The sequence below is a fragment of the Pseudomonas sp. R2-7-07 genome (assembly GCF_003852355.1).
Classification (GTDB): domain Bacteria; phylum Pseudomonadota; class Gammaproteobacteria; order Pseudomonadales; family Pseudomonadaceae; genus Aquipseudomonas.
In genome coordinates this window covers 5,713,616-5,739,008 of sequence record NZ_CP027759.1, presented here as the reverse complement: position 1 = coordinate 5,739,008, position 25,393 = coordinate 5,713,616, and the positions used below count along the sequence as shown (strand labels likewise).

At 61.4% G+C, this 25,393-nt stretch carries 18 protein-coding genes; 9 read left to right on the top strand and 9 right to left on the bottom strand.

The genetic code is table 11. The annotated features are described in order from the left end of the window. Positions 1-124 precede the first annotated feature (124 nt). Positions 125-2,308 carry a DNA helicase II gene (uvrD, locus tag C4J86_RS26470; RefSeq protein WP_124372330.1) on the bottom strand — a complete coding sequence of 728 codons (2,184 nt, stop codon included), beginning with the start codon at positions 2,306-2,308 and terminating at the stop codon, positions 125-127. A 267-nt stretch (positions 2,309-2,575) separates the two neighbouring features. Here uvrD and C4J86_RS26465 point away from each other — a divergent pair, with 267 nt between their 5' ends. The 3 genes from C4J86_RS26465 to C4J86_RS26455 all read left to right on the top strand — a co-directional run bounded on the left by C4J86_RS26465 (position 2,576) and on the right by C4J86_RS26455 (position 6,957). Beyond that, on the top strand, positions 2,576-5,449 hold the full coding sequence (locus C4J86_RS26465; RefSeq protein ID WP_124372329.1) for an EAL domain-containing protein: 2,874 nt from the start codon (positions 2,576-2,578) through the stop codon (positions 5,447-5,449). A 162-nt stretch (positions 5,450-5,611) separates the two neighbouring features. Next, positions 5,612-6,478 (top strand): transcriptional regulator HexR, encoded by an 867-nt coding sequence (gene hexR / locus C4J86_RS26460; protein WP_003177007.1) that lies wholly within the window; start codon positions 5,612-5,614, stop codon positions 6,476-6,478. Between the two features lie 281 nt (positions 6,479-6,759). After that, on the top strand, positions 6,760-6,957 hold the full coding sequence (locus tag C4J86_RS26455; protein ID WP_124365036.1) for a PA3496 family putative envelope integrity protein: 198 nt from the start codon (positions 6,760-6,762) through the stop codon (positions 6,955-6,957). Here the strand turns inward: C4J86_RS26455 and C4J86_RS26450 are convergent. Next, a complete protein-coding gene (locus tag C4J86_RS26450; RefSeq protein ID WP_124372328.1) occupies positions 6,887-7,861 on the bottom strand; it encodes a LysR family transcriptional regulator in 975 nt (324 codons plus the stop codon). The two genes, C4J86_RS26455 and C4J86_RS26450, sit on opposite strands and share 71 nt — an antisense overlap. 195 nt (positions 7,862-8,056) lie before the next feature. Between C4J86_RS26450 and C4J86_RS26445 the strand changes: the two genes are divergently transcribed. Continuing rightward, complete coding sequence (locus C4J86_RS26445; protein ID WP_003195732.1) at positions 8,057-9,472, top strand: acetyl-CoA carboxylase biotin carboxylase subunit; 1,416 nt, start codon at positions 8,057-8,059, stop codon at positions 9,470-9,472. An 11-nt stretch (positions 9,473-9,483) separates the two neighbouring features. Further along, positions 9,484-11,292 carry a sodium-extruding oxaloacetate decarboxylase subunit alpha gene (oadA, locus tag C4J86_RS26440; RefSeq protein WP_124368874.1) on the top strand — a complete coding sequence of 603 codons (1,809 nt, stop codon included), beginning with the start codon at positions 9,484-9,486 and terminating at the stop codon, positions 11,290-11,292. Positions 11,293-11,374: 82 nt separating this feature from the next. On the opposite strand, the gene C4J86_RS26435 is transcribed toward oadA, so the two are convergent. Next, positions 11,375-12,685, bottom strand: coding sequence for an autotransporter domain-containing protein (locus C4J86_RS26435; protein ID WP_124372327.1), 1,311 nt, complete (start codon positions 12,683-12,685; stop codon positions 11,375-11,377). Between the two features lie 301 nt (positions 12,686-12,986). On the opposite strand from C4J86_RS26435, the gene C4J86_RS26430 reads away from it, so the two are divergent. Continuing rightward, the gene (locus tag C4J86_RS26430; RefSeq protein ID WP_124372489.1) at positions 12,987-14,261 is read left to right on the top strand and encodes a HipA domain-containing protein; all 1,275 of its coding nucleotides are present in this window, start codon (positions 12,987-12,989) and stop codon (positions 14,259-14,261) included. Beyond that, entirely contained in the window at positions 14,258-14,536 is a 279-nt protein-coding gene (locus C4J86_RS26425) for a helix-turn-helix domain-containing protein (protein ID WP_124368872.1), read from the top strand. Before C4J86_RS26430 ends, C4J86_RS26425 begins: the two co-directional genes overlap by 4 nt. A gap of 3 nt (positions 14,537-14,539) precedes the next feature. Here the strand turns inward: C4J86_RS26425 and C4J86_RS26420 are convergent, their stop codons facing one another. Then, positions 14,540-15,370 carry an amino acid ABC transporter permease gene (locus C4J86_RS26420; protein ID WP_124372326.1) on the bottom strand — a complete coding sequence of 277 codons (831 nt, stop codon included), beginning with the start codon at positions 15,368-15,370 and terminating at the stop codon, positions 14,540-14,542. After that, positions 15,367-16,188 (bottom strand): ABC transporter substrate-binding protein, encoded by an 822-nt coding sequence (locus tag C4J86_RS26415; protein WP_124368870.1) that lies wholly within the window; start codon positions 16,186-16,188, stop codon positions 15,367-15,369. Before C4J86_RS26415 ends, C4J86_RS26420 begins: the two co-directional genes overlap by 4 nt. A 112-nt stretch (positions 16,189-16,300) precedes the next feature. Here C4J86_RS26415 and C4J86_RS26410 point away from each other — a divergent pair, with 112 nt between their 5' ends. Then, positions 16,301-17,209: a homocysteine S-methyltransferase family protein gene (locus tag C4J86_RS26410; protein ID WP_124372325.1), complete on the top strand. Its 909-nt coding sequence runs from the start codon at positions 16,301-16,303 to the stop codon at positions 17,207-17,209. A 124-nt stretch (positions 17,210-17,333) separates the two neighbouring features. Here the strand turns inward: C4J86_RS26410 and C4J86_RS26405 are convergent, their stop codons facing one another. Genes C4J86_RS26405 through C4J86_RS26395 form a run of 3 tightly spaced genes read right to left on the bottom strand, consistent with a single transcriptional unit; the run spans position 17,334 to position 19,097 of the window. Then, positions 17,334-18,005: a GNAT family N-acetyltransferase gene (locus tag C4J86_RS26405; RefSeq protein WP_124372324.1), complete on the bottom strand. Its 672-nt coding sequence runs from the start codon at positions 18,003-18,005 to the stop codon at positions 17,334-17,336. Positions 18,006-18,015: 10 nt separating this feature from the next. Then, positions 18,016-18,462, bottom strand: a complete 447-nt coding sequence (locus tag C4J86_RS26400) for an N-acetyltransferase (protein WP_124372323.1) — start codon at positions 18,460-18,462, stop codon at positions 18,016-18,018. Further along, positions 18,459-19,097, bottom strand: coding sequence for an FMN-binding negative transcriptional regulator (locus C4J86_RS26395; RefSeq protein ID WP_124372322.1), 639 nt, complete (start codon positions 19,095-19,097; stop codon positions 18,459-18,461). The genes C4J86_RS26400 and C4J86_RS26395 overlap by 4 nt, the downstream gene beginning before the upstream one ends. A gap of 87 nt (positions 19,098-19,184) precedes the next feature. Between C4J86_RS26395 and C4J86_RS26390 the strand changes: the two genes are divergently transcribed. Next, positions 19,185-20,726, top strand: coding sequence for a PLP-dependent aminotransferase family protein (locus tag C4J86_RS26390; RefSeq protein WP_124372321.1), 1,542 nt, complete (start codon positions 19,185-19,187; stop codon positions 20,724-20,726). Positions 20,727-20,731: 5 nt separating this feature from the next. Here C4J86_RS26390 and C4J86_RS26385 read toward each other — a convergent pair whose 3' ends face one another. Continuing rightward, positions 20,732-25,360 carry a dermonecrotic toxin domain-containing protein gene (locus C4J86_RS26385; RefSeq protein ID WP_124372320.1) on the bottom strand — a complete coding sequence of 1,543 codons (4,629 nt, stop codon included), beginning with the start codon at positions 25,358-25,360 and terminating at the stop codon, positions 20,732-20,734. Positions 25,361-25,393 lie beyond the last annotated feature (33 nt).

Genomic DNA, 25,393 nt, shown 5'->3' with positions numbered 1-25,393 from the left:
GTGTTTCATAGGCGGGCTTATTGTGGCGAGGGAGCTTGCTCCCGCTGGGCTGCGCAGCAGCCCCAAAAACGGGCGCGCTGCGCACGCCAGCGGGAGCAAGCTCCCTCGCCACAAACGATCGGCTTCAGACGGCTTCGAGTTTCGCGTAGCCCATCATCAGCCACTTGCTGCCCTCGGCGAAGTTGACCTGCACCCGCGCCTGGGCGCCGGCGCCTTCGAAATTGAGGATCACGCCCTCGCCGAAGATCGCATGTCGGACCTGCTGGCCCAGGCTGAACGGGGTTTCCGGGATCTCGGAGCCGGCAAACATAGTGCTGGAGTTCTGCTGCTGGCCGCCGCCGAACGGGCGACTGACGCTGTTGGACAGACGCACTTCCTGGATCAGCCCCTTCGGCACTTCACGTACGAAGCGCGACACCTTGTTGTAGGTCTCGCTACCGTACAGGCGTCGGGTCTCGGCATAGGTCATCACCAGGTTCTGCATGGCCCGGGTAATGCCCACGTAAGCCAGGCGGCGTTCTTCCTCAAGGCGGCCGGGCTCTTCCAGGCTCATCTTGTGGGGGAACAGGCCTTCTTCCATGCCCACCAGGAACACATACGGGAATTCCAGGCCCTTGGCACTGTGCAAGGTCATCAGCTGAATGCTGTCTTCATGCTCGTCGGCCTGGGTATCGCCAGCCTCCAGCGATGCGTGACCAAGGAAAGCGGCGAGCGGGGTCTGCTCTTCATCGTCCTCGATGTTTTCGAAGGCGCGGGCGGCGCTGACCAGTTCCTCGAGGTTTTCTACCCGGGCCTGGCCTTTCTCGCCTTTCTCCGCCTCGTGGTAGGCGATCAGCCCGGACTGCTCGATCACGGTCTGGGTCATCAAGTGCAGGGGCATTTCCGCGCATTTGGCCGCGAGGTTCTCGATCAGCTCGACAAACACGCCCAGTGCGCCGGCGGCGCGACCTGTCAGGCCTTTATTGGCGATGAGCAGGCGCATGGCCTCCCACATCGACACATCGGCATGGCGGGCGTGTTCGCGAATGGCCTCGACGGTTTTTTCACCGATGCCACGGGCCGGAATATTGATCACCCGCTCCAGCGCCGCATCGTTGCCGCGACCTTCCAGCAAGCGCAGGTAGGCCATGGCGTTCTTGATTTCCGCCCGCTCGAAGAAGCGCTGGCCGCCATAGATGCGATACGGGATGCGCTCGCGCAACAAGGCTTCTTCCAACACCCGCGATTGGGCGTTGGAGCGGTAGAGAATGGCGATGTCGCTGCGCGCCAGGCCGGTTTTCAACGCGCTTTCGATGGTTTCCACCACATAGCGCGCTTCATCGTGCTCATTGAACGCGGCGTACAGGTTGATCGCTTCGCCTTCGCCGCCGTCGGTCCACAGCTCTTTGCCCAGGCGCCCGGTGTTGTTGGCGATCAAGGCGTTGGCGGCCTTCAGGATCCCGGCGGTGGAGCGGTAGTTCTGCTCGAGGCGGATAGTCACCGCGTCCGGGAAGTCTTCGGAATACTGGTAGATGTTCTCGATTTTCGCGCCGCGCCAGCCGTAGATCGACTGGTCATCATCGCCCACCACCATCAGGCTGTCGCCACCCTTGGCCAGCAGGCGCAACCAGGCGTATTGCACGGCGTTGGTGTCTTGGAACTCGTCCACCAGAACGTGCCGGAAGCGCTTCTGGTAATGGGCCAGCAAGCCGGGGTTGTCGCGCCACAGGTCGAGGGCACGCAACAGCAGTTCGGAGAAGTCGATCACGCCGGCGCGTACGCAGGCCGCCTCGTAGGCTTCATAGATGCTGCGCATGGTCGCCAGGAACAAGTCACCGCTGGCCTGGATATGTTGCGGGCGCAGCCCTTCGTCTTTCTGGCCGTTGATAAACCACTGGGCCTGGCGGGCCGGCCAACGCTGTTCATCGAGGCCCAGCTCGCGGATTACCCGCTTGACCAGGCGTTGCTGGTCGTCACTGTCGAGGATCTGGAACGTCTGGCTCAGCCCCGCTTCCTGCCAATGCGCCCGCAACAGGCGGTGCGCCAGGCCGTGGAAGGTGCCCACCCACATGCCGGCCGGGCTGATGCCCATCAACTGCTCGATGCGATGGCGCATCTCGGCAGCCGCCTTGTTGGTGAACGTCACCGACAGGATGGAATGGGGAGAAGCGTTCTCGACCTGGATCAACCAGGCGATACGGTGCACCAGCACTCGGGTTTTACCGGAGCCAGCACCGGCCAGGACCAACTGACGGCCAACGGGGGCCGCTACGGCCTGGCGTTGGGCATCGTTGAGGGAGTTCAGCAAAAGGGAGAGATCATCGCGCATCGGCGCATTCTAGGGTGCCGGGGGGAGACGGGCAAATCCCAATGCCCGGTGGTCGACACAAAACTACCTGCGCGCAAACATTCTGCGGACGCGGATGACCGGTTAGTCATGCGCCACAGCCCGCATTCCGTCTCGTTCAAGCTGTCTGGGACAACGTTTTGCGCTCAACCGACGAGGGGTTTTTATGACCTGGAGCGGTTTGGTCCGAGCGCTTGCTTGTGTATGCTCCGACGACGTTTCGGGCTCACCATTATAAGAATACTGCCTATGACCTTTGACACTGACCTGTTCGGCCCCTCGGCGGCGCCTGCGCAGGTTATCCGCAAACACTACGCCACCGAGATCGCGGTCGAGCGTACACGCCTGCTGTATCAGGGCTCGCTGCTGCCGACCCTGTTGATGCTGGTTAACGGTTTGGTCTGCGCCTGGCTTTTGTGGGACCCCAAGCACTACCTGCTCGACAGCATCTGGCTGGTCTGGTTGCTGGCCCTGGTGGCGATGCGCGTCATCCAGGTGGCGGCCTTTGATTCGGCGATGCCCAGCCGGCAGGCCCAGCCCGTCTGGCGCCGCATGTTCATGCTGGGTTCAGCGGTCAGCGGCCTGACCCTCTCGATCGCCGCCATCGCCCTGGTGCCGACCGACAGCTTCATGCAACAGGCCTGGGTGTTCGGCCTGATCGGCGCGGCGACGTTGTCGGCCAGCGTGGCCTATGCCGTCAGCCTTTGGGCCTTTCTGTCCTTTGCCTTGCCGTGCCTGTTGCCGGTCATCGCCTATCTGTTCTGGAACGGCACATCGCGGCAACAGGGTTGGGGCGTGCTCGGTCTGATCCTGTTGGCGTCATTAAGTGTGGTGGCGTGGCAGGTCAACCGCCTGATCCAGCGCGGGCTGCTGCGACGCTTCCAGAACCAGGCCCTGATCGAGCATTTGCAGCAGGCGCAGCAGCGCAGCGAGCAGTTGAATCAGGAACTGCTGCGCGAAGTCGAGCAGCGCCGCGAGGTCGAACAGGAGCTGCGTGAAGCCCAGGTGGGCCTGCAAGACCGTGTGGCGCTGCGCAGCCAGGAACTGGACGCCGCCAGCCTCGCCCTGAATCAAAGCGAGGCGCGCCTGGCCATGGCGCTGCAGGCCAGTGAACTGGGCCTGTGGGACTGGAACCTGCAAACCGATGAGGTGCACCACACCCAGCTCAAGGAACTGTTCGGCCTGGAACCCGAGTTTGTCACCGCGATGCTCAGCCATCTCAAGCCGCGCCTGCACCCAGACGACCTGCCGCTGCTCAAGCACGCATTGGTGGAGCATCTCAAGGGCCGCAGCGAGGACTATCAGGTGGAATACCGGATCCGTCACGGCGACGGGCACTGGGTGTGGATCGAGGACCGTGGGCGCGCGGTAGAGCGTTCGCCCAGTGGCCGGGTGATCCGCATGCTCGGCACACGCCGCGACATCAGTGCCAGCAAGGCCGTGGAAGAACAGCAACGGCTCGCCTCGACGGTGTTCGAGGCCGCCAGCGAAGGCATCGTGATTCTCGACCCGAACTATGTGCTGCTCGCCGTCAACCAGGCGTTCAGCCGTGTCACCGGTTTTGACATCGACGACATGCTCGGTCGCAATGTCGTGGAGCTGCCCAGCAGTCGCGATGCCCGGCGCCACTTCCCGGTGATCCGCCAGGCGCTGCTCAGCCACGGCACCTGGCAGGGCGAGTTGGTGGAAACACGCAAGAACGGCGAGCTGTACCCGCAGTGGCTGCAGCTGAGCGTGGTGCGCGATGTTCGCGGCAATGTCAGTCATATAGTGGGTTTTTTCGCCGATCTGTCCGCGCGGCGCGAGTCCGAGGAGCGCATGCGCTACCTCACCCATTACGACGAGTTGACCGGCCTGGCCAACCGTTCGCTGTTTCGCGAACGGCTGCGCGAAGCGCATCAACGCGTACGTCAGGGTGGGCGCAGCCTGGCGCTGCTGCACATCAACCTCGACCGTTTCAAGCTGCTCAATGACAGCCTTGGCCATGAAGTGGCCGACCAACTGTTGCAGAAAATGGCGCGGCGCTTGATCAACGCACTGCCGGAAGCAGACACCATTGCACGCCTGTCCGGTGATGAATTCGCTGTGCTGTTCGACGCCTATGGCAACCTGTCGAGCCTGGCGCGGGTGGCGACTCGGCTGCTGGCCAAGCTGCGCGTGCCGGTGACGGTGGAGGGGCATGAGCTGGTGGTCAGCGCCTCCATGGGCGTCAGCCTGCTGCCGGATAACGCGCGGGAAATTTCTGCGCTGGTCAGCCAATCGAATATGGCGATGCAGCATGCCAAGCACCTGGGCGGGAACAATTTCCAGTTCTACACCGACAGCCTGCAAGCCAGCACCCTGGAGCGCTTGCAACTGGAAAACCATCTGCGCAAGGCCATCGACGAGGGCCAGCTCACGGTGTTCTACCAACCCAAACTGTGCCTGGCCACCGGCACGCTCAATGCGGCCGAGGCCCTGGTGCGCTGGGAACATCCGCAGTGGGGCCTGGTGCCGCCGGGAGACTTTATCGGCCTGGCCGAAGAAACCGGCCTGATCGTGCCGTTGGGTGAGCTGGTGTTGCGCCAGGCGTGCTGGCAGGCCTGTGAGTGGCAACGACAGGGGCTGGCGCCGATTCGGGTGTCGGTGAACCTGTCGGTGCATCAGTTGCGCCAGGGCAAGCTGGTCAGTCTGGTGCGCCAGGTGCTGGAGGAGACCGGGCTGGACCCGCAATACCTCGAATTGGAATTGACCGAAAGCCAGTTGCTCGACAGTGTCGAGCACATCATCACCACCTTCCGGCAGCTGCGTGACCTGGGCGTGAAGCTGGCCATCGACGATTTCGGCACCGGCTATTCATCCCTCAGCTACCTCAAGCGCATTCCGGTGGACTACGTGAAGATCGACCAGACCTTTATCCGGGGTCTTGGCCAGGGCCGCGAGGATGCGGCCATTACCCGGGCGATCATTGCCATGGCCCATGGGTTGTCGCTCAAAGTGGTGGCCGAAGGCGTGGAGGACCAGCAGCAACTGGATTTCCTGCGAAGCGAGCAGTGCGACGAGGTGCAGGGTTATCTGATCAGCCGGCCGATGGACGCTGAGGGGCTGGCAGATTTGTTACGAAAAAATCCAGATTTTTCTTAACGACTCAAGTGGCGTCCCTGTGGCTACAAAGCCTCTGCCCTTAGTTTCAGAGGGGAGCGGGGCGATTTAGTGCTGCATCAGGCGGGCAAAACGGCAATTCTTGTAGTATAACTACAAGCTTGCTACATCCCTGGCGTCTGCCAATAACAAGAGTCCTGCCCTTTGAACCTGTTGCAACATATCGCCCAGTCGCGCCACCTGTTACGCAAATCGGAACTCAAGGTTGCCGATCACGTGCTGCTTGACCCTGCGGCTGTGATGCACAGTTCCATGGCCGACCTGGCCCACAGCGTGGGCATCAGTGAGCCGACCATCGTGCGCTTCTGCCGCGCCATCGGTTGCTCCGGGTTCCAGGACTTGAAACTCAAGCTGGCGCAAAGCCTGGCCGCCGGTGCGAGCTTTGGCCAGTTTGCGATCCATGAAGACGACTCGGTCGCCGATTACAGCCTGAAAATCTTCGACACCACCTTGCACACCCTGATGGAAGTGCGCGAGAAGCTCGACCCGGTGGAGCTGCAAAAGGCCGTGACCGCGATGTCCCAGGCCCAGCGCGTGGAGTTCTATGGCTTTGGAGCTTCCGGCGCGGTGGCGGCCGACGCCCAGCACAAATTTTTCCGTCTGCTGCTCACGGCGGCGGCCTACAGCGACCCGCACATGCAGGCGATGTCGGCGGTGACCTTGAAGCCCACCGACGTGGCCATCTGTATTTCCCAGTCCGGTCGCTCCAAAGACCTGCTCATCACCGCCAATCTGGTGCGTGAAAGCGGCGCTTCGCTGATCACCCTGTGCCCGAGCCAGACGCCATTGGCGGAATTGTCCACGGTGAACCTGGCGATCGACGTACACGAAGACACCGAGATCTACACGCCGCTGACCTCGCGCATTGCCCACCTGGTGGTGATCGACGTGTTGGCCATGGGCGTGGCCATGGCCCGAGGGCCGAGCCTGGTCAACCACCTCAAGAGTGTGAAGCGCAGTTTGCGCAGCCTGCGGTTGTCGCCAAAATCCGTCAAAGCCCTCGACGACTGATCAACTGTACACAGAACAAAATGTGGGAGGGGGCAAGCCCTAATGCCAGTCTGTAGGAGCGAGCTTGCTCGCGAAAAACGTCAACGATAACGCGTGCTTTCTGAATGAACGCGGTGCCTGTGAGTTTTTCGCGAGCAAGCTCGCTCCTACAGAGGGCTCTAGGGCAAGCCCCCTCCCACATTTCGAATCTCCGCATCCTCAGAATCTTCATCAGGCTGTCATAGCCCCGTCATCCCCGGCGACCATCCTGTACTCCCCGTACTTGCATTGGGAGACTCCAAATGGCCCGGCCCTACGAAGACAGCAACAGCACCGTCAAGACCCGTCGTCAGCAGGAAGACCAGCGCCGCATGGCGTTCCGTCGCGCAATCGAAGACCGCTGCGACCAGCGCCAACTGCTCCAGAGCATCAGTGACTACCCGGAACTCCATTGGCAGGCACCCTTGGCTGCCCAGCGAAACGCTCAGCCAGCGCGCTGATCTGCACCCGTTCGCTGCGGATAAAGCCCAGGAACGCGTGGGCCACCGGTGACAGCCGCTTGGCTTTGGCTTGCACCAGGCACCAACTGCGGTACAGCGGCAGTTCTTCCACCGGCAGCTCCTTGAGCCCGCCGGTGGCCAGCTCCAGGTTCAGGGCGTGGCGCGTCAGCAGGGCCACGCCCAACCCTGCAGCTACGCACTCGCGTTGCGCCTCGGCCGAGGCCACTTCCACCGTCTGCGTGAAGTGCACGCGTTTTTCCTTGAAGTACTCTTCGCAGGCCAGCCGCGTGCCGGAACCCGGTTCGCGGGTGAGCAGGGTGTAGGGCTCCAGATCCTGCAAGCGTAGCGGCCCTTGCAGGCTCAAGGGGTGATCCGGCAGCGCCACGGCGACAATCGGGTTATTCAGGAACGGCAGGAATTCCAGGCCCATGTCCTGAGGCACCATGGACATGATCACCAAGTCGTCACGGTTGTCCGAAAGCCGGCGAATCACCTGGGCGCGATTGACCACCGTCAGGTGCAGCTGCACCTCCGGGTGCTGGCGCTTGAAAGCGGCAAACAGGTGCGGCACGAAGTATTTCGCGCTGGATTCGATCGCCAATTTGAGCTGGCCCTGCAACGAGCCCTGCATGTCCGACAGCTGCATATCGAGATTTTCCAGGCGCCCGAAGATATCCCGGCTGGCCCGCTGCAAAGCTTCAGCGGCCTCGGTCATGTAGAGCTTTTTGCCGACATAATCGAACAGCGGCTGGCCAAGCAGCTCTTCGAGCTGGCGAATTTGCAGGCTGACGGCGGGTTGGGTGAGGGACATTTCCTCGGCTGCACGGCTGTAGGAACGCAGATCACACACTTCATTGAAAATCTGCAATTGACGCAATGTCATACGCATCAATGACTTACGCATTAAGTAACTCCTCAAGCCCCGGTCGTCCGGCCAACTATAAGTCTTTACTTATACACAGCCCAACAATTATTGATTTTTGTTAATCCTCAAGTGCGCATAGTGTGTGTCTCGCGACTGTCATGAAACATTTGGTCACGCGTCGACCCGCCTTTAACGGGTCGAAGAACGCAGCAATCGGCTCAAGGGAATTTCCAAGTGATAAAAAAGATCCTGATCGCCAACCGTGGTGAAATTGCCGTACGAATCGTGCGTGCCTGCGCCGAGATGGGCATTCGCTCGGTTGCGGTTTATTCGGACGCCGACCGCCACGCGTTACACGTCAAGCGTGCCGACGAAGCCCACAGCATCGGTGCCGAGCCCTTGGCCGGCTACCTGAACCCGCGCAAACTGGTGAACCTGGCCGTAGAGACCGGTTGCGATGCGCTGCATCCCGGCTACGGCTTTCTGTCGGAAAACGCCGAATTGGCGGACATCTGCGCCGAACGCGGCATCAAGTTCATCGGCCCCTCGGCGGAAGTGATTCGCCGCATGGGCGACAAGACCGAAGCGCGCCGCAGCATGATCAAGGCTGGCGTGCCGGTCACGCCGGGCACCGAAGGCAACGTCGCCGATATCCATGAAGCGCTCACTGAAGGCGACCGTATCGGTTACCCGGTGATGCTCAAGGCCACGTCCGGTGGTGGCGGGCGCGGTATCCGTCGTTGCAACAGCCGCGAAGAACTTGAACAAGCCTTCCCCCGAGTGATTTCCGAAGCCACCAAGGCCTTCGGGTCGGCGGAAGTGTTCCTGGAAAAATGCATCGTCAATCCCAAGCACATCGAAGCGCAGATCCTCGGTGACAGCTTTGGCAACGTCGTGCACCTGTTCGAGCGCGACTGCTCGATCCAGCGTCGCAACCAGAAACTCATCGAAATCGCTCCCAGCCCCCAGCTCACCCCTGAACAGCGCGCCTATATCGGCGATCTGTCGGTGCGTGCGGCCAAGGCCGTGGGCTACGAGAACGCCGGCACCGTGGAGTTCTTGCTCGCCGAGGGCGAGGTGTACTTCATGGAGATGAACACCCGGGTACAGGTGGAACACACCATCACCGAAGAAATCACCGGGATCGACATCGTCCGCGAGCAGATCCGCATCGCTTCGGGCCTGCCGCTGTCGGTCAAGCAGGAAGACATCCAGCACCGTGGCTTCGCGTTGCAGTTCCGTATCAACGCCGAAGACCCGAAGAACAACTTCCTGCCAAGCTTCGGCAAGATCACCCGTTACTACGCCCCCGGCGGCCCCGGCGTGCGTACCGACACGGCGATCTACACCGGCTACACCATCCCGCCGTTCTACGACTCCATGTGCCTGAAACTGGTGGTGTGGGCGTTGACCTGGGAAGAAGCCATGGACCGCGGCCTGCGTGCCCTGGATGACATGCGCCTGCAAGGCGTGAAGACCACCGCCGCCTACTACCAGGAAATCCTGCGTAACCCGGAATTCCGCAGCGGTCAGTTCAATACCAGCTTTGTGGAAAGCCATCCTGAGCTGACCAACTACTCGATCAAGCGCAAACCCGAAGAGCTGGCCCTGGCCATCGCCGCCGCCATCGCCGCCCACGCAGGCCTGTGAGGAACATTCCAATGTCTAAGAAAATCTTCGTAACCGACACCATCCTGCGCGACGCCCACCAATCGTTGCTGGCGACCCGCATGCGCACTGACGACATGCTGCCGATCTGCGACAAGCTCGACAAAGTCGGCTACTGGTCCCTGGAAGTCTGGGGCGGTGCGACCTTCGACGCCTGCGTGCGCTTCCTCAAAGAAGACCCGTGGGAGCGCCTGCGCCAACTGCGCGCCGCATTGCCCAACACGCGCCTGCAAATGCTGTTGCGCGGCCAGAACCTGCTGGGCTACCGCCACTACAGCGATGACGTGGTCCGCGCGTTCGTTGCCAAAGCCGCCGTTAATGGCATCGACGTGTTCCGCATCTTCGATGCCATGAACGACGTGCGTAACCTGCGAGTGGCCATCGAAGCGGTCAAAGCCGCCGGCAAGCACGCCCAGGGCACCATCGCCTACACCACCAGCCCGGTGCACACCGTCGAGGCGTTCGTGGCGCAGGCCAAGCAGCTCGAATCCATGGGCTGCGACTCCATCGCGATTAAGGACATGGCCGGCCTGCTGACGCCCTACGCCACTGGCGAGCTGGTCAAGGCGCTGAAAGCCGAGCAGAACCTGCCGATCTTTATCCACTCCCACGACACTGCGGGCCTGGCGGCGATGTGCCAACTCAAGGCCATCGAAAACGGTGCCGACCACATCGACACCGCCATCTCCAGCTTCGCCTGGGGCACCAGCCACCCGGGCACCGAGTCAATGGTCGCCGCCCTCAAGGGCAGTGAATTCGACACCGGCCTGGACCTGGAACTGCTGCAGGAAATCGGCCTGTACTTCTATGCCGTGCGCAAGAAATACCACCAGTTCGAAAGCGAGTTCACCGCTGTCGACACCCGCGTGCAAGTCAATCAGGTGCCCGGTGGGATGATTTCCAACCTGGCCAACCAGTTGAAAGAGCAGGGCGCGCTGAACCGCATGAGCGAGGTGCTCGCCGAAATCCCCCGCGTGCGTGAAGACCTTGGCTTCCCGCCGCTGGTCACCCCAACCTCACAGATCGTCGGCACCCAGGCGTTCTTCAACGTGCTGGCCGGCGAGCGTTACAAGACCATCACCAACGAAGTGAAGCTCTACCTGCAAGGCGGCTACGGCAAGGCGCCGGGCACTGTGAACGAGAAGCTGCGCCGCCAGGCCATCGGCAGCGAGGAGGTGATCGACGTACGCCCGGCTGATTTGCTCAAGCCGGAAATGACCAAGCTGCGCGGCGAAATCGGCGCGCTGGCCAAGTCCGAAGAAGACGTGCTGACCTACGCCATGTTCCCGGACATCGGCCGCAAGTTCCTCGAAGAGCGCGACGCCGGCACCCTGGCGCCGGAAGTGCTGCTGCCGATCCCTGAAGCCGGCGGCGTGGCCCGTGCCGGTGGCGAAGGCGTACCGACCGAGTTCGTCATCGATGTGCACGGTGAAAGCTACCGCGTGGACATCACCGGTGTCGGGGTGAAAGCCGAAGGCAAGCGCCACTTCTACCTGTCCATCGACGGCATGCCCGAAGAAGTGGTGTTCGAACCGCTCAACGAGTTCGTCAGCAGCGGCGGCAGCAAGCGCAAGCATGCCACCGAGCCTGGCCATGTCAGCACCGCGATGCCAGGCAATATCGTCGACGTGCTGGTCAAGGAAGGCGACATGGTCAAGGCCGGCCAGGCGGTGCTGATCACCGAGGCGATGAAGATGGAAACCGAAGTGCAGGCCTCCATCGCCGGTAAAGTCACCGCCGTGCATGTGGCCAAGGGCGACCGCGTGAACCCTGGCGAAATCCTGATTGAAATCGAAGGCTGATACCGAGCCTTCGACACTACCGCTTAAACCTCGGGGGGGCATGTGCCCCCTTTTTTTTGCCTGCTGATCAGGCATTGGCGCCTTAGAACGCCATCGCCCACTGCCCCATCAATCCCTGGTTGCGACTCGTGCTGCCGAGCTCGGCGGTGTAGGCCAGGCCCACGGTGTGTTCAGCCGACAGTGCCATGTCCATGCCGGTACGCAGCGCCAGGCTGTTGCGGTCCAGAGCAGTGCCGCCGATGGTGAACTCGCTGTTGAAGTCCTCTCGTTTATTCCAGGCAAATGACTGGCGAACGCGACTGTTAACGTCGCCATACAGGTGTTTCCATTGGGTGCTCAGGTGCGGTTTGAGGGTCATCTGGTTGCCCATTGCAACGTCGTGGCTCAAGCGAAGACCGAAGGTGCTACTGAAGTTTTGCTGGGTTTGTGCACCCACGTCCAAAGCGCTATAGCCGCCTTTTTCCTGGAAGCGGTCGCGCTGATAACGTTGAAAACCCGCGCTGGCAAAGGGCTCGGCGTGCAAGCCGCCGATATCCAGTTGATAGCCCGCCTCTGCGAATACGTTTTGGCTCTGGGCGTTGTACTTGCCGGTGAGGTTCTGGCGAAGGTCAATGAGGTCGAAATCGACCGTACGTTTGTTTTTTCCGGTATGGCTGCTGTAAAGCGCGCCCAGGCGCAACGCCAGTGGTCCGTCTTGACGCACGGCGTAAGCGCCCAGGTGCCAGCTGTCCAGATCACCCTTGAAACGCGTGGCGTTCAGTTCACTGCCGGACTTGCCGCCGACTACGCCCACCCGCCATGCGTGGTCGATTGACCAGTCAGCACCCAGCAGCAGGCCTTGGCTGCGTTGTTTCAGACCGGCACTGCCGTGTTGGGCATCGAGGCTGCCGCTATTGCCCAAGCCTTGGAACCACACGCGTCCCGTCTCGCTTGCGTGGTTGTCCGGCAGACGTATTGCCGACAACAGGCTGGCGTTCAATTGTTTCATGCTGTTTTGGGTGGCGGTGCCCAAGTTGGCGTTCTGGCTGCCTGCCAATTGCTCAAGCACGGCACCTAGCCTGCCTGGCTCCAAAGTGCTCAGGTGCTGGCCGTATTGCTCAAGTTGGTCTTTTTCCCATTCGTGCAGTTCGTCCGACGCCAGCAGTGTGTCCACTGCGGAGTCCAGCACATGGGCGACGCTCAAGCCGTTGCGGCTGGTAGCCGTGTTGGCGAAGTAGAAGTCTTCAGGCGCCGGGAGGGCCGGTTCGAAATATTGTTTTCCACCGTTCACCGGAGCCGGCTCAAGCCATTCACTGTCTGGCTCAATGTCGCCGCGTGCCTGCGCCTGTTGAGTGCTGATCGCTGCGAACGCCAGGGTGATAGCCAGTGCGAGTTGTTTGTGTATGAGCGGCATGTAAACCCACCTCTTAATGTATGAGGCTGGGAATTTAGCGGGGTGCCGGGGAGATAAATGTCAGGCCGGGGGCTGCGGATTTGCGGGAGTTGTCTTTAGTCCGTTGCGATTAAGCACTAGGGCTGCGATTGACTGTGCTGGTATGTATTTAAATGCGTATTTCACGCATCGACTGGCAGTTTTATGCACTATATTGCAAATGTGACGACGAATCTAAGTAGGCAGGTGCATTAAATTGCAAATTGAATCGACATTAAAGCTCACGGTACAGGTCTTCGCCAACGACCGATGGCAGGACGCTATGGATCTGGAGTTTCTTGAGCCATCCAGCGGTTTTATGGGGCCATGCCGGTTCGGCTATGCCTCGCCTTACTTAGTCGAGCATCTTGATCATATCCCTACCGTCTTTGCCCCTGCCGTCAGCGTCGGGGTACCGCCCAGCTGGAATCAAAATACTTTCAAGCAAGCGCCCGGATTTGTGTATGACATTGCGCCAGCAGGTGCGGCCAAGCGCTTTCTACTGAGCCATATGGACACGGTAAAGCCCGAGGGTATGAGCGCTGACTTGTTTCTGCTGGCATTTAATACGCCAGCCCCGATTGGGCATATGCGCATCAAAGAATCAGTGAGAGGTTGTCTGAATCGTCCAAAAATCGGATTTTCACGCCAGGATGTAGTGGCGCGCGACAATCGATTTCTGGAGTACGCCTATGAACAAGGGGCGGCTATTGGTGGTGCCACAGGCGCGGGTGGCGAGGCCCCGAAGCTACTGTTGACCGAAAGTCGGGAGGGGCTGTTGTATCCAGATGCCGCGCTGGATGATGCCCAAGTGAGCCAGCATTGGTTCATCAAGTTCGCTCGCAATCAGGCATCGCAAAGAGACCAGGATATTCTCAGGAGCGAATATCACTACTACAAGGCCTTGCATTCCTTGGGTATCGAGACGGTTGCCAGCGAGGGCTTAGCGTTGGAGCAGGCGAGCAGGCCCAGCCTGTGGATGCACCGCTTTGATCGCGCGGTCTGTGGTCAACGTGTCGAGCGTTTCGCGGTCGAATCGCTTTACTCGGCTGCTGGCATCACTGTTCCCGGCAGTCGGATGGATCATGTAAGCGTGCTTCAGATGCTGGTGAGTTTGTGGAAGGCAGCGGGCCAGGAGGCGCAAGTAGCTGATCTGGTGGCGGACTATTTGCGTCGCGATCTGCTGAACAAAATCCTGGGTAATTCAGATAACCATGGGCGCAACACCTCCATTATCCGAGGTCCGGGAAGTCTGCGCATGGCGCCGGTTTATGATTTGGCGCCCATGGTCATGGATGATGAGGGCATAACCCGCACCACTAAATGGCCCGGCCGGCTGGAAATTGCTGGCGATGTAGATTGGCGTGGCGCCTGCGGTGCCTTGGCGACTTTAGTCGATGCCGAAAGCGCCTTCGAACGTCTACGCCAGGATGCCGAGCGTCTGCGGGCGCTGCCGGATCTTCTGCTGGACAGCGGACTGCCTGAGACTACGTGGAGCCATCCCCGTATCGCCCTGCGCAGCTTGGATCAGCACCTGATTAAGTGGGGTTTGAGATGAGTCTGTCCATGGAGCAAAGGGCGCAACTGATTGCGGCTATCGAAGAAGGCTTGGCCGAGGGTTCGCTCGAACTGGGGGACGCGGTGCGACGTTTGCGTGTCGAGGTGACGGGATTGCACCAGAGTCAGTTTGCGCGCATGTGCAAAATTTCTGTGCGCACGCTGGTGCATATCGAACAGGGTGAGGGTAACCAGACGCTGAAGACGCTGGACGCGGTACTGCGGCCTTTTGGTTTGCAGATGGGCGTGATCCGAGTTCGACGCCCGCTCTACTAACCTTCACCTACGGCCCGCATAGCCCTTGCCATAGTGCCGCTCCATGCGCGCCTGGATCAGCTCCAGTCCGAGAGACATCACCCAATAGATGATTGCCGCCGTGGTGAGCATCTCGATATAGCGATAGCTTGAGCGCCCATAGGATTGTGCAAGGAACATCACTTCCCACACGCCCATCACCGAGATCAGCGACGAGTCCTTGAGCATCGAGATGAACTGGTTGGTGGCCGGCGGGACGATGGTGCGCATGGCCTGGGGCAGCGTAACGTGCCAGAAGATCGCGCTGTCGCGCATGCCCAGGGCCAGTGCCGCTTCCCGTTGGCCGTGGGGCACGCCGAGGATACCGGCGCGGAAGATTTCGCTCAGGTAGGCGCCGTAGTTCAGCGACAGCGCGATGATCCCGGCGACGATCGCACCCGGAACCAGGCCCAGTTGCGGCAGGCCGAGGTAGATCAGCAGGATCTGGATCAGCAGCGGCGTACCGCGAAAAAACGAGGCATAGAACGTGGCGATGCCGAAGGCCAGGGCGCTTTTCGACACGCGTCCCAGCGCAGTGACGAAACCCAGCACCGACGAAGCCACGATCGAACACAGGCACAGAAACAGCGTCAGCGCCGCGCCTTGCAGGAAGCCGTTGGGCGCCAGGTGCACGCCAACCAGGTTGGGCAGCTTGTCGAGGATGATCGAGAACTTCAGGTCAAAGCTCAGGAAGAAGCTGGCAAACAGGCAAAGCAGTGCGGCCCAGGTCAGGAACAGCCGCGTGCGAAAGCCGAACAGCCGCCGCAGCCGCGACGTGGTTACCGGGGGTTGGGGCGGGGTCGGGAATGCGGTCATTGGCTGATGTCGGCGCCGATCCATTTTTGCGACAGCTTGCTCAAGGTGCCGTCCTGCTTGAGCTGCGCGAAGACCTCACGCACTTTGCTGTCCCACTGCGGGTCGCCTTTTTCGATGGCGACCGAGTTGGGCTCCGAGTAGAGCGGCTCGCCGGCCAGCTTGAAGCGCTTGTCGGCGGTCAAGCGTGGTTGGGCGGTCACCAGGTTGGTGAGGATTGCGTCCAGGCGCACGCCGGCGCCCAGGCCGAGGTCCTGGAAGGCCACGTTGTCGGTGTCGTACGGCGCGATCTGCACGTCCTCGAACGGATACTGCAGTTGCGTGTCTTCGGCGCCTTCGATCACCAGATTCTTGTTCAGATAGCTCTCGTAGCTCGATGCGCTGGTCAGGCCGACTTTCTTGCCGCTCAGGTCCTTGGCGCCGTGGATGCGGTCATCCTTGGCATTGACCACGATCACCGCAGGCGAGGCGTAGTACTCCACCGGGAAATCGAACACTTCGGCGCGCGCCTTGCTCGGGGTCATGGAGCAGATGCAGATGTCGTAGCGCCCGCTCCAGCGGCCGGCGGCGATCACGTCCCAGGACGGGGTTTCCAGGCGAAGCTTCACGCCCAGTTTTTGTGCCACGGCCTTGGCCACGTCGACGTCGAAGCCGTCGAGTTGGTTCTGCTCATTGAGAAACGAAAACGGCGGATAGCTCTCCATCAGCACGCCCACCAGTTCTTTCTTTTGCTCGATCCGATCCAGGGTGGTACCGCCGAAGGCCTGAGTGGAGGCAGCGAGCATGGTCAGGCCCAGGGCCAATAGCGGTTTAAGTTTCAAAGCAGACACCTGAAGAAAAAAGAGTTGTGATGAGCCGACTGGTGCGTATTAAATAGTTATAAGAACGACTCTCATAGTGAGTTATTTTCATAAGCATATGAGTAAAAGCTATATGGGCGCACAACCTACAGTAATTCTCGATGGCGGTATGGGCCGTGAGCTGCAACGCCGTGGCGCGCCGTTCAGGCAGCCTGAGTGGTCGGCGCTGGCGTTGAGTGAAGCGCCTCAGGCGGTTGAGGCGGTGCACGCGGCGTATATCCAGAGCGGCGCCAACGTGATCACCAGCAACAGCTACGCCGTTGTGCCCTTTCATATTGGTGAGGCGCGGTTCGCCGCCGAAGGCCAGGCGCTGGCGGCCCTCGCTGGTGAATTGGCCCGCCGTGCGGTGCAGGCTTCAGGCCAGGCGGTGCGGGTGGCGGGTTCATTGCCGCCGCTGTTCGGTTCTTATCGGCCGGATTTGTTCGAGCCTGGGCGGGTGAGCGAGCTGCTGACGCCTCTGGTGAACGGCCTGGCGCCCCACGTCGACCTGTGGCTGGCGGAAACCCAGAGCTCCATCGCCGAGGCGCGGGCGATCCAGGCCGGGCTGCCGAAAGACGGTAAACCGCTCTGGCTGTCGTTTACCTTGAAGGACGAAGACACGGACGAGGTGCCACGCCTGCGCTCAGGCGAACCGGTGGCGGATGCCGCCGAAGCGGCAGCGCAGCTGGGCGTGGAGGTGCTGCTGTTCAACTGCAGCCAGCCGGAAGTGATCGGCGCGGCGATTGACGCTGCCCGCCAGACCTTCGAGCGCCTTGGCGTGGCGATCCAGATCGGCGCTTACGCCAACGCGTTCCCGCCGCAACCCAAGGAGGCCACGGCCAACGATGGCCTCGACCCGCTGCGCGATGACCTTGACCCGCCCGGCTATCTGCACTGGGCGGCCGATTGGCAGGCGCGCGGGGCCAGCCATCTGGGCGGCTGCTGCGGCATCGGGCCGGAGCATATTGCGGTGCTGGCCAAGCACCTGACCCCAATCGGTTAAGGCTTTGTGTAGGAGCGCTCGCGAAGAACTAGGGGCTTCACGTTTATCCAGTATGAGCGTGTTGCCTGGGCGTTTTTCGCGAGCAAGCTCGCTCCTACAGGGGCATTGGGGCGAACCCCTCGTTTCAATTTCTGCACTCGGCCAATGTTTTCAGCTGCCCGGCGCTGGTCTGGTTAGCCTCCGAGAGCCACTGTTCGAACCCCGCGTCAATCGCCGGCCATTCCGAATCCAGCATCGAAAACCATGCCGTATCGCGGTTCTGGCCCTTGACCACCATGTGCTGGCGGAATACCCCTTCGAACCTGAAACCCAGGCGCTCGGCTGCGTATCGGGAGCGGGCGTTGCCGTTGTTGCATTTCCATTCCAGGCGGCGGTAGCCCTGCTCGAACGCATACTTGGCCAGCAGATACACCGCCTCGGTGCTTTTCGGCGAGCGCTGCATCGGGGCGCCGAAGGTGACATGGCCGATTTCGATACGGCCCTGGGCCGGGACGATGGACATCAAACTCAGGATGCCCTGCACCTCATCGTTGGCGCGGTCGACCACACTGAAGAAATACGGGTCGGTGCTGGCCGCGTGGTTGTTCAACCACACATCGAACGCGGCGCGCTCGGCAAACGGGCCGTAAGGCAGATAGTCCCACAACTTCGGGTCTGCGCCGGGGCCTTCGAGGGCTTGCCAGAGCTGATCGGCGTGGCGCGCGGGGTCGAGTTTGACCAGGCGGATAAAACGTCCTTCGAGCAGTTGAGCCGTGGGCGCCGGAACGCCTTTCCAGTCAGCGAGGGAGATCGACATGCTGCGCTCCTTAAAGGGCTTTGCGAAATTGAATTAAACCTGGGCGTTCAGCGATGCGCTCATAGAGCTGGATCGCCGTGGCGTTGGTCTCGTGGGTCAGCCAATGCACTTTGCCGCAGCCATCGGCCTTGGCCGTGGCATAGACGAACTCGATCAGTTTGCGACCGACGCCGGTGCCGCGTTGGGCCGAGTCCACCAGCAGGTCCTGCAGGTAGCAGGAGTTCTCGATACTCCAGTTGGAGCGATGGTAGATGAAGTTGACCATGCCCACCGCCTTGCCACCCTGCCAGGCCAGGGCCGAATGGGTCGGCTCGTCGGCATCGATCAGGCGTTGCCAGGTGCTCTGGCTGACCGCGTCCGGCAATTGGGTGTTGTAGAACGTCAAATACGCCTGCCACAGCGGCAACCAGGCGGTGTGGTCGGCGGCGCTGACCTGGCGAATCTCGAGCGGGCTCATTCTGGAACTCCTTGGGGCATAAAGCGGGCGAGGGTCTGGTCGCGTACGTCGACACTGGCGGCCAGGCCGTTGCGCACCCCGGCGATGTCGGCCGGGCTGCGGTTCTGGCTGAGCTTGCGTTTGCCGATCAGGCGCTCGATCGGCAGGCTGAAGCCGACGATGGCCTTGAGCATGCCATCAATGTAGTCGGCCGGGGCGTCGCTGACTTTCCAGGGCTGGGCGCGATTGCCCTCGTGGCGGTCGGTAAGGGCGCTGACCACGTCGAGCAAACGTTCGGCGTCGGTGAACACGTCGGCCTTGCCGTAGGCGTGCACTGCCAGGTAATTCCAGGTGGGCACCACTTTGCCGTGCTCGGCCTTGGCCGGGTAAAACGCCGGGCTGACGTAAGCATCGGCGCCGGCAAAGATCACCAGAGCTTCGCTGCCGTTTTGCAGGTCTTTCCACTGCGGATTGGCCCTGGCCAGGTGCCCGTACAACGTGCCATTGGGGCCTTCATCGGGATTCAGTAGCAGTGGCAAATGGCTGGCCTGCAGGCCTTGCTCGCCAAAGGTCACCAACTGCGCCAGGCGTGTGTGCTGGATCAGTTGGTGTAATTCGGGCAGGTCTTCGAGGACAAAGGCGCGTGGTGTGTACATGAATATTTTCCTTGGCGAATGCCTGCATCCTAGGCAGGCTAATGGTCCGTTGTAAGAGCCATCCAAGGTCAATTTCGTAGGTCCAATATGTCACCACTCTCGCCGCCTCTTTCATTTAACCCGGCCGGTATCGAGCTGGACCGGCGCCAGGGCCTCACGCGCCAACTCTATGAGGCCCTGCGCCTGCGCGTGCTGGACGGGCGCCTGGTCAGCGGCACGCGTTTGCCCGCCAGCCGTGATCTGGCTGCGGCCCTGTCGATTTCCCGCAACAGCGTGGTGCGCGCCTACGATCAGTTGTACGCCGAGGGGTTTATCGAAGGCCGGGTGGGAGATGGCACTTATGTCGCCCAACTGCCTACCCCTAAAAATTTATCCACAAAACTATCCACAGGCTTACCAACAGGCTTATCCCCACCCTTATCCACAAAATGCACGAATTTGCCGGTGGATCTGGGTGCCGAAGTTATCCACAGTCCGGCCCTGGACCGTCTGCAACACAACCATTTAGCCCAACCGCCGACCGGGCCGCCCAAGGCGTTTCGCGTGGGGGTGCCCGCCTTCGATCTGTTCCCTTTTGAGGTCTGGGCCAAGCTGAACGGGGCTTTCTGGCGCAAGCCGGACCTGGAACAGTTGTGCTACGGCGACCCCGCAGGCGACGCACGCCTGCGTGGGCTGATCGCGGCTTACCTGCGCAGCTCGCGAGGCATGCAGTGCACCGCTGAACAAATAGTGATCACCAGTGGTGCACAGCAGGCAATCAGCCTTTGTGCACAGTTGCTGGTGGAGCCCGGCGACGGGGTCGCGGTGGAAAACCCAGGCTATCGTGCAGCCGGCCACGCATTCGCCTTGGCTGGTGCGAACCTGCGGGGTGTGCCGGTGGACAGCGAAGGTATCGACTGCCAGACCCTCAATGGCCTGGAAGACTGCCGCCTGGCCTATGTCACACCCTCCCATCAATACCCGCTGGGCGTGGTGATGAGCCTGGCGCGGCGCCTGGAACTGCTGGCCTGGGCCGAGCGCACCGGTGGCTGGATCATCGAAGACGACTACGATGGCGAATACCGCTACAGCGGTGCGCCGCTGGCGCCCCTGGCCGCGTTGGACCGCAGCGGGCGCGTGCTCTACGTCGGTACCTTCGGCAAAGTGGCATTCCCGGCCCTGCGTCTGGGCTATCTGGTATTGCCGCCGGGTCTGGTGGATGCGTTCTCCCGGCGCCGCGCCGTCGACATGCGCCACTCGGAAGTCAGCACTCAGGCGGTGATGGCCGAATTCATGGCGGCCGGGCATTTCCAGCGCCATATCCGCCGCATGCGTCGCGCCGCCCTGAGTCGGCGCAATGCCTTGCTGGCCGGCTGGCCCAGCGGGCTGCCCGGTGTGGACAACCTGCCCGCTGTTGCAGCGGGCCTGCACCTTACGGTTCGGGTAGACAGCCTGGCCCGTGAGCAGCAGTTGCTGGCACAAGCCCGCGGCGTGGGCGTAGAAATCAATGGCCTGAGTAGCTATTGGCTGCCCGGTTCAAGCCCAGCACCAGATCAACGCGCCGGCCTGGTGCTGGGGTTTGCCGCCGTGCCTGAGGCAGCCATTACCCAGGCCCTTTCGCGTCTGGGCAAAGCCTGGCTCAGCGGCTGACCCACTCAGCTCTGGAAGAACAACGAGCGCGCCAGCTGCGGGCTGATTTCACTGCGGTACACCGCAATCTGGTCCCGGTCGCTCAGGCCTGCGCGCTCTATGGCTCCGCCAAGTTTGCGCTGCTCGCGGGTTTTCAGATGACCGGCAAAGAAATTTTCAGTCGCGGCTTGCACGGAATCGTAGTGAAAGTGCGCATACCACAACGCGGCACGGCTCTGGTGATCGCGCACTTCGTATTCGTCCAGATAGTTCTTGCCGGGGCCCTTGAGACGCTTGCGGGTAACGACCTTTTCAATCTTCACCAATCCCTGTTCGTGCAGCCATTCCACCCGCGCTGCGGTGGGCGGTTGTTCTTTGGTCATGCTGATGCGGGTGTCGGTGCCCAGTTTGTAGAGCCGCTGAGCGGCGTCGTTGAGGTTCCTGCTGAGGGTGGCGGCTGAGGGGCGATCGCTTTCGGTCAGGTTGAGTCGCGTCAGCCCTTCCTCAATGGTGCTGACCGAGCGCTCCAGGCGTGCGGCGTACTGGTGCAGCATCTCTTCGATTTCCACAGGGATGCGCCCGGCTTTTTTGGAGTGCGCAAGGATACGCTGGGTGACGGCCTGCTCTTCATCCAGCAAGCCTTGCCCGGCCCTCATGCCCGCATTCAGGTCAACGGTGTGTGGCTCTGTACGACTTGGGGACGGGCTTTCCCGTTCAACCCAGACCCCCGGTGTTTTCTCGTGGAACGTGGCGATGAGCCTGCCCGTCATTGGCGCCTTGACGTCCACCAGATGGCTTTGCGATGCGCGAGGTTCACCCACCACCACGCCATTGAAGCGGGTCTTGATGACTTTGCGCTTGGGCGTAGGCGGCGGCTTTGACGTACCCGGCTTGGGTTCCAGGGTCTTTTTTTCGCGCAGCAGCAGCGCAAGCTCCACCACCGCCTGCTGATTGAAACCATCGATTTCCTTGCGAAGGTCCTCCAGGGTTTCCCGGTTTACCTGCTCCGGGTGTTCGGCGTGCAGGTCCAGCAGGCGTTGGTCGACGATGGCGAATTGGTCGGCCACGCTGTTGAGCACCTCGATGCGCTCATCCAGGCCGCTGACGTTGGCTTCGATCAGGGTTTCAACCCAGTTTTGAATGTTGAGGTCGGCAATCTCGACAATTTCGCCGATCTGAGTGCGGGCATCGATAAACGCCTCGCCGTCGCCTTCGCGGATACACAGGTAACGCGTCAGGGTGACTTGCAGCGCCTTGAGATCGTGCAGCCGCATGCCGGGCAACGCGCGCATGGTGGTCTGTGCGACCTTCGCGCCTTCCATGCCAAGTCCTTCCAGTTCACGGTAGCGCGACTCGGCATATTCCAGGCGGCTGATCATTGCCTTGTTCAAATTCGCCATGACCTGGGCAGCTTCGGCCTGCTTCTTGGGTTCAAGGGCGGACAGGGTCTCGATGTGCTCGAGGGTCCAGAGCAGTTTTTCCCGAAACTCGGGGAGGCTTTCAGCCACGGCGGATCGGGTCAGCAGCAACTGCTTGTTCAAGTAGTCGGTCATGCTGCTCTGGTAATTGGGCACCGAGTCGATGATGTTCAGTGCGCGCAACTGGCGGATGGGTGTCTCGTACTGTTCCAGGCGAGCGTCGACCTTCTCGATGAATGCCTGGTGCGTCGTATCCCTGGACGGCCCGGGCTCGCGAACGATGGCGTCAAATACGGCGGCGACTTCCGCCTGCCCGCGTCTTTCATCGGCATCGAACGCAGTGAGGCTTTCACGCAATTCCTTGATGCGCGAAGGTGCCTTGCCCCTGGCCGCCCTGCGGCGATTCCTGAAGCCGGCGCCGCGCAGGCGCAGGCGTGTGTCGACAAACCATTTGCCGGCCAGGTTGCCCATCAATGCCGGGCCGGTTTGCGAAGGCTGGCGGGGATCGACGACCACCACGTTGTCGTTGTCGTCGACGGTGACCTCGAACCAGCGTTCACCGACCTGCGCGTACCATTTGCCGGCCAGGCCATGAAGATGCAGGTGCGGGCCAGGCTCCTTGTTCGATTCGCCCAACCCTTCCGGTTTAGAGATTTTGAAGCGATCCAGCGTCGCCGCCAGGCTTGAAGGTGTGCGGCTCAGCGCCCCTTGGATGTGCAATGGACCCTGATGTTCAGCGGGTAGCTCGGCTTCGGACAGGTCCGGTTGCTTGGTCACGATGGGTTTCCTGGGCACAGGCGCTGCCTTTTCTGGCTCTTCGACCAGCTTCGGTTCGGGCTCGAGCGCAAAACCTTCGGCGCTCTTTTTCGGTGATGAGTGGCGCAGGGTGACGTGCATCACCAGCGCCATGCCCAGATTGAGGAGCAGGTCGATCTGCGCCGTCCATGAGGTTGTCCCGTCAGGTCCAGGCTCTTGCTCGGTGGTTTCTTGCAGGTCATCCATGATTTGCCAGATCCAGGCCGCGATCCCGGCTGTGCGCCCGAGGAAGGGCAGGGCCGCGCCGAAAATCTGCCAGGCGGCCTGTCGATAGCTTGCCCAGCGCTTCTGGGTGTTGGATACCGATTGCTGCTTGGCCAGATCAATCATGGCATTGGCGTTGGCCTCGAACAGCGTCCCCAGGACGTCACCGGTCAGCACTTCATCGCTCAGGCCGATAGGCCCGCTCATTTGCAGGACCACTTCGGGCTCCACCAGCACCCGCGCCACGGTCCACGGCGAAGGCAGTTTGTCGGGGAACACGTATTGCTCGTAGTTGAAGCGCGAACTTTCCGGCAGCCAGGCCAGGACCGACTCGCGCAGCAGGTGACTGTGCTTGATGGCATACAGCAGGTTCTGCCGGGTGGGGAATTGGAACAGCACCGGCTCGAGCAGCGGGCGATAGAGCACGCAGGGGCCCTGGGTGTGATCGCGAGGGCCGATCACGAACATATTGGCGACCACATCCTGCTCATGACCGGGTCGCAGCGTGGGGATGAAAGCCAGGCGGCGGATAACGATCTCCTGCCCCTCGACCTGGCGGTCGTGCTGCTGGGCCTGGACAACGGCAGCGACATAGCGATAGCCGAGGGAGTTGAGCCCGTTCTCACCCTTGATCTTCCACTGCAGGGCTTGCAGCGGCAATTGCACTCGCAGGTGTGAAACGTAGAGCAGTTGGCGGGCCTTGGACTCGAACGGGTCCGTGAGCAGGGTGCGCTTGATCAGTGCCGGATAGTGCTTGCCGATGTCGATGGCTTCGATCAGTTGCTTCAAGTAGTCGTAGGTCAGCCAGTCCGGGGCGTCGCCACCGTTGTAGCGCACGCTCGGTGTACCCGTCGGCAAACCGGTGAGGTTTGCCAGGGCCAGGTCGACCAGGCTGTGGCGCGTGATGTCACTGCTACCCGGCACCACAAACGTACCCCAGAGCACCGGGCTCTCGATGCTGACTTCAACCTTGTCCAGGTTCAGGCCGGCGCCATTGGGATGGGCCTGGATTTTACTGCGCAGTTGCGCCCGGGCGTAGTCGCGGATCGATGCGATACCGTCATCAAATTGCAGGCCTTGGTTGTGCGTGTGCAACTGGGCCAGATCAATGACGCCTCGGCCGTAAGTGGATATGTCGAGGTCCGAGGCGTCCGCCAACCATTCGGGCAGTTGCTGATGAATCTGGCGGATGTTCGACAGCGACTGATCGCTCAGGTCGTCGATCACCGGCACGACGCTGATCACGGCCTGGTCGCTGATGCCTTTACTGGTGAAAGATTTGTGGCTGCGCAAGCCAAAGGCGCCGATGACCGCTAGTTGCAGGGCGATCATGGCGAAGGCCTGGCTGTCGAAGAAATTCCCAGGGGGTTGATACAGCCGCCATTGCACGTCCAGCTCGGGGTGATACGGGTTCAACCTGACCGGCAGGACTTCGCCCAGTTGCTGCATCGAGTCGAACTTCTCGTAACCCTCGACCAGCGAGTACGTCAGGATCCGCTGCTTCTGCTCATGGACGCCGATCAGTACCGCTATGTCCGCCAGGCCCGCATGCACGGTCTTGTTGTTTTGGCGTACGTCCATGTCGATCAGGTAGACATTGATCGGGTACGGATCGCCTTCTTGACGGCCAGTCGGATCCGGCAATCGGAACAGCGTTCGAGCCATGGCGCAGTCGTGTTCATCCCAGCCTTCCAGCTTGTTGAGGTTCCACACCTTGCGCAGGGACTGGGAAAGTATCTGCCAGCGCGGGCCGGCGGTGCCATTGGACGCGTTCCAGTGGTCCAGTTGCTGCTCCTGGAAGGCGACGAAAATCAGCGCCGACAGCTCGTTGAGCAACCGCGCAATGGCGTCGATTTTCACCGGCAGGTGGACTGCGGGTACTGCGTGGGGGTGTTGGGTGAGGAAATGCTCGCCGTCGATGTAGATCACCGGCGCGGGCGCCAACGCTTGCCGAGCGAGGACCGTGGTCAGCGAGTCGACATACGGCTCCGCCGGTTGGAGAACATCGTCAATGATGCTCCAGCGCGGCGTAATCACCATGGCCAGGTCAGGCTCGATATCCAACGTCGGAAACTCTTCCCGCAGCGCCGTACGCAACAGGGTTGAGGCGACCTCGCGCATCGAAGGGCCGGTGGTCAGTTGTGTCAGCAGATCGTAGGTGCTGGGGGGAAGGTTGCGGGCGACGGGGTCGTCGTTTCGGGATGAGTCATTGGGCATCTGCAGCTCCTTGCGAGCAGTCGAACGAGAGAG

Excerpts from the sequence above, each read along its gene's own strand:
- C4J86_RS26405 (WP_124372324.1), bottom strand. The coding sequence starts at position 18,005 with ATGTCGATCTCCCTCGCTGACTGGAAAGGCGTTCCGGCGCCCACGGCT.
- C4J86_RS26425 (WP_124368872.1), top strand. The coding sequence starts at position 14,258 with ATGAGTCTGTCCATGGAGCAAAGGGCGCAACTGATTGCGGCTATCGAA.
- C4J86_RS26400 (WP_124372323.1), bottom strand. The coding sequence starts at position 18,462 with ATGAGCCCGCTCGAGATTCGCCAGGTCAGCGCCGCCGACCACACCGCC.
- C4J86_RS26410 (WP_124372325.1), top strand. The coding sequence starts at position 16,301 with ATGGGCGCACAACCTACAGTAATTCTCGATGGCGGTATGGGCCGTGAG.
- C4J86_RS26430 (WP_124372489.1), top strand. The coding sequence starts at position 12,987 with ATGGATCTGGAGTTTCTTGAGCCATCCAGCGGTTTTATGGGGCCATGC.
- C4J86_RS26420 (WP_124372326.1), bottom strand. The coding sequence starts at position 15,370 with ATGACCGCATTCCCGACCCCGCCCCAACCCCCGGTAACCACGTCGCGG.
- uvrD (WP_124372330.1), bottom strand. The coding sequence starts at position 2,308 with ATGCGCGATGATCTCTCCCTTTTGCTGAACTCCCTCAACGATGCCCAA.
- oadA (WP_124368874.1), top strand. The coding sequence starts at position 9,484 with ATGTCTAAGAAAATCTTCGTAACCGACACCATCCTGCGCGACGCCCAC.
- C4J86_RS26395 (WP_124372322.1), bottom strand. The coding sequence starts at position 19,097 with ATGTACACACCACGCGCCTTTGTCCTCGAAGACCTGCCCGAATTACAC.
- C4J86_RS26465 (WP_124372329.1), top strand. The coding sequence starts at position 2,576 with ATGACCTTTGACACTGACCTGTTCGGCCCCTCGGCGGCGCCTGCGCAG.
- C4J86_RS26385 (WP_124372320.1), bottom strand. The coding sequence starts at position 25,360 with ATGCCCAATGACTCATCCCGAAACGACGACCCCGTCGCCCGCAACCTT.
- C4J86_RS26455 (WP_124365036.1), top strand. The coding sequence starts at position 6,760 with ATGGCCCGGCCCTACGAAGACAGCAACAGCACCGTCAAGACCCGTCGT.
- C4J86_RS26390 (WP_124372321.1), top strand. The coding sequence starts at position 19,185 with ATGTCACCACTCTCGCCGCCTCTTTCATTTAACCCGGCCGGTATCGAG.
- C4J86_RS26450 (WP_124372328.1), bottom strand. The coding sequence starts at position 7,861 with ATGCGTAAGTCATTGATGCGTATGACATTGCGTCAATTGCAGATTTTC.
- C4J86_RS26435 (WP_124372327.1), bottom strand. The coding sequence starts at position 12,685 with ATGCCGCTCATACACAAACAACTCGCACTGGCTATCACCCTGGCGTTC.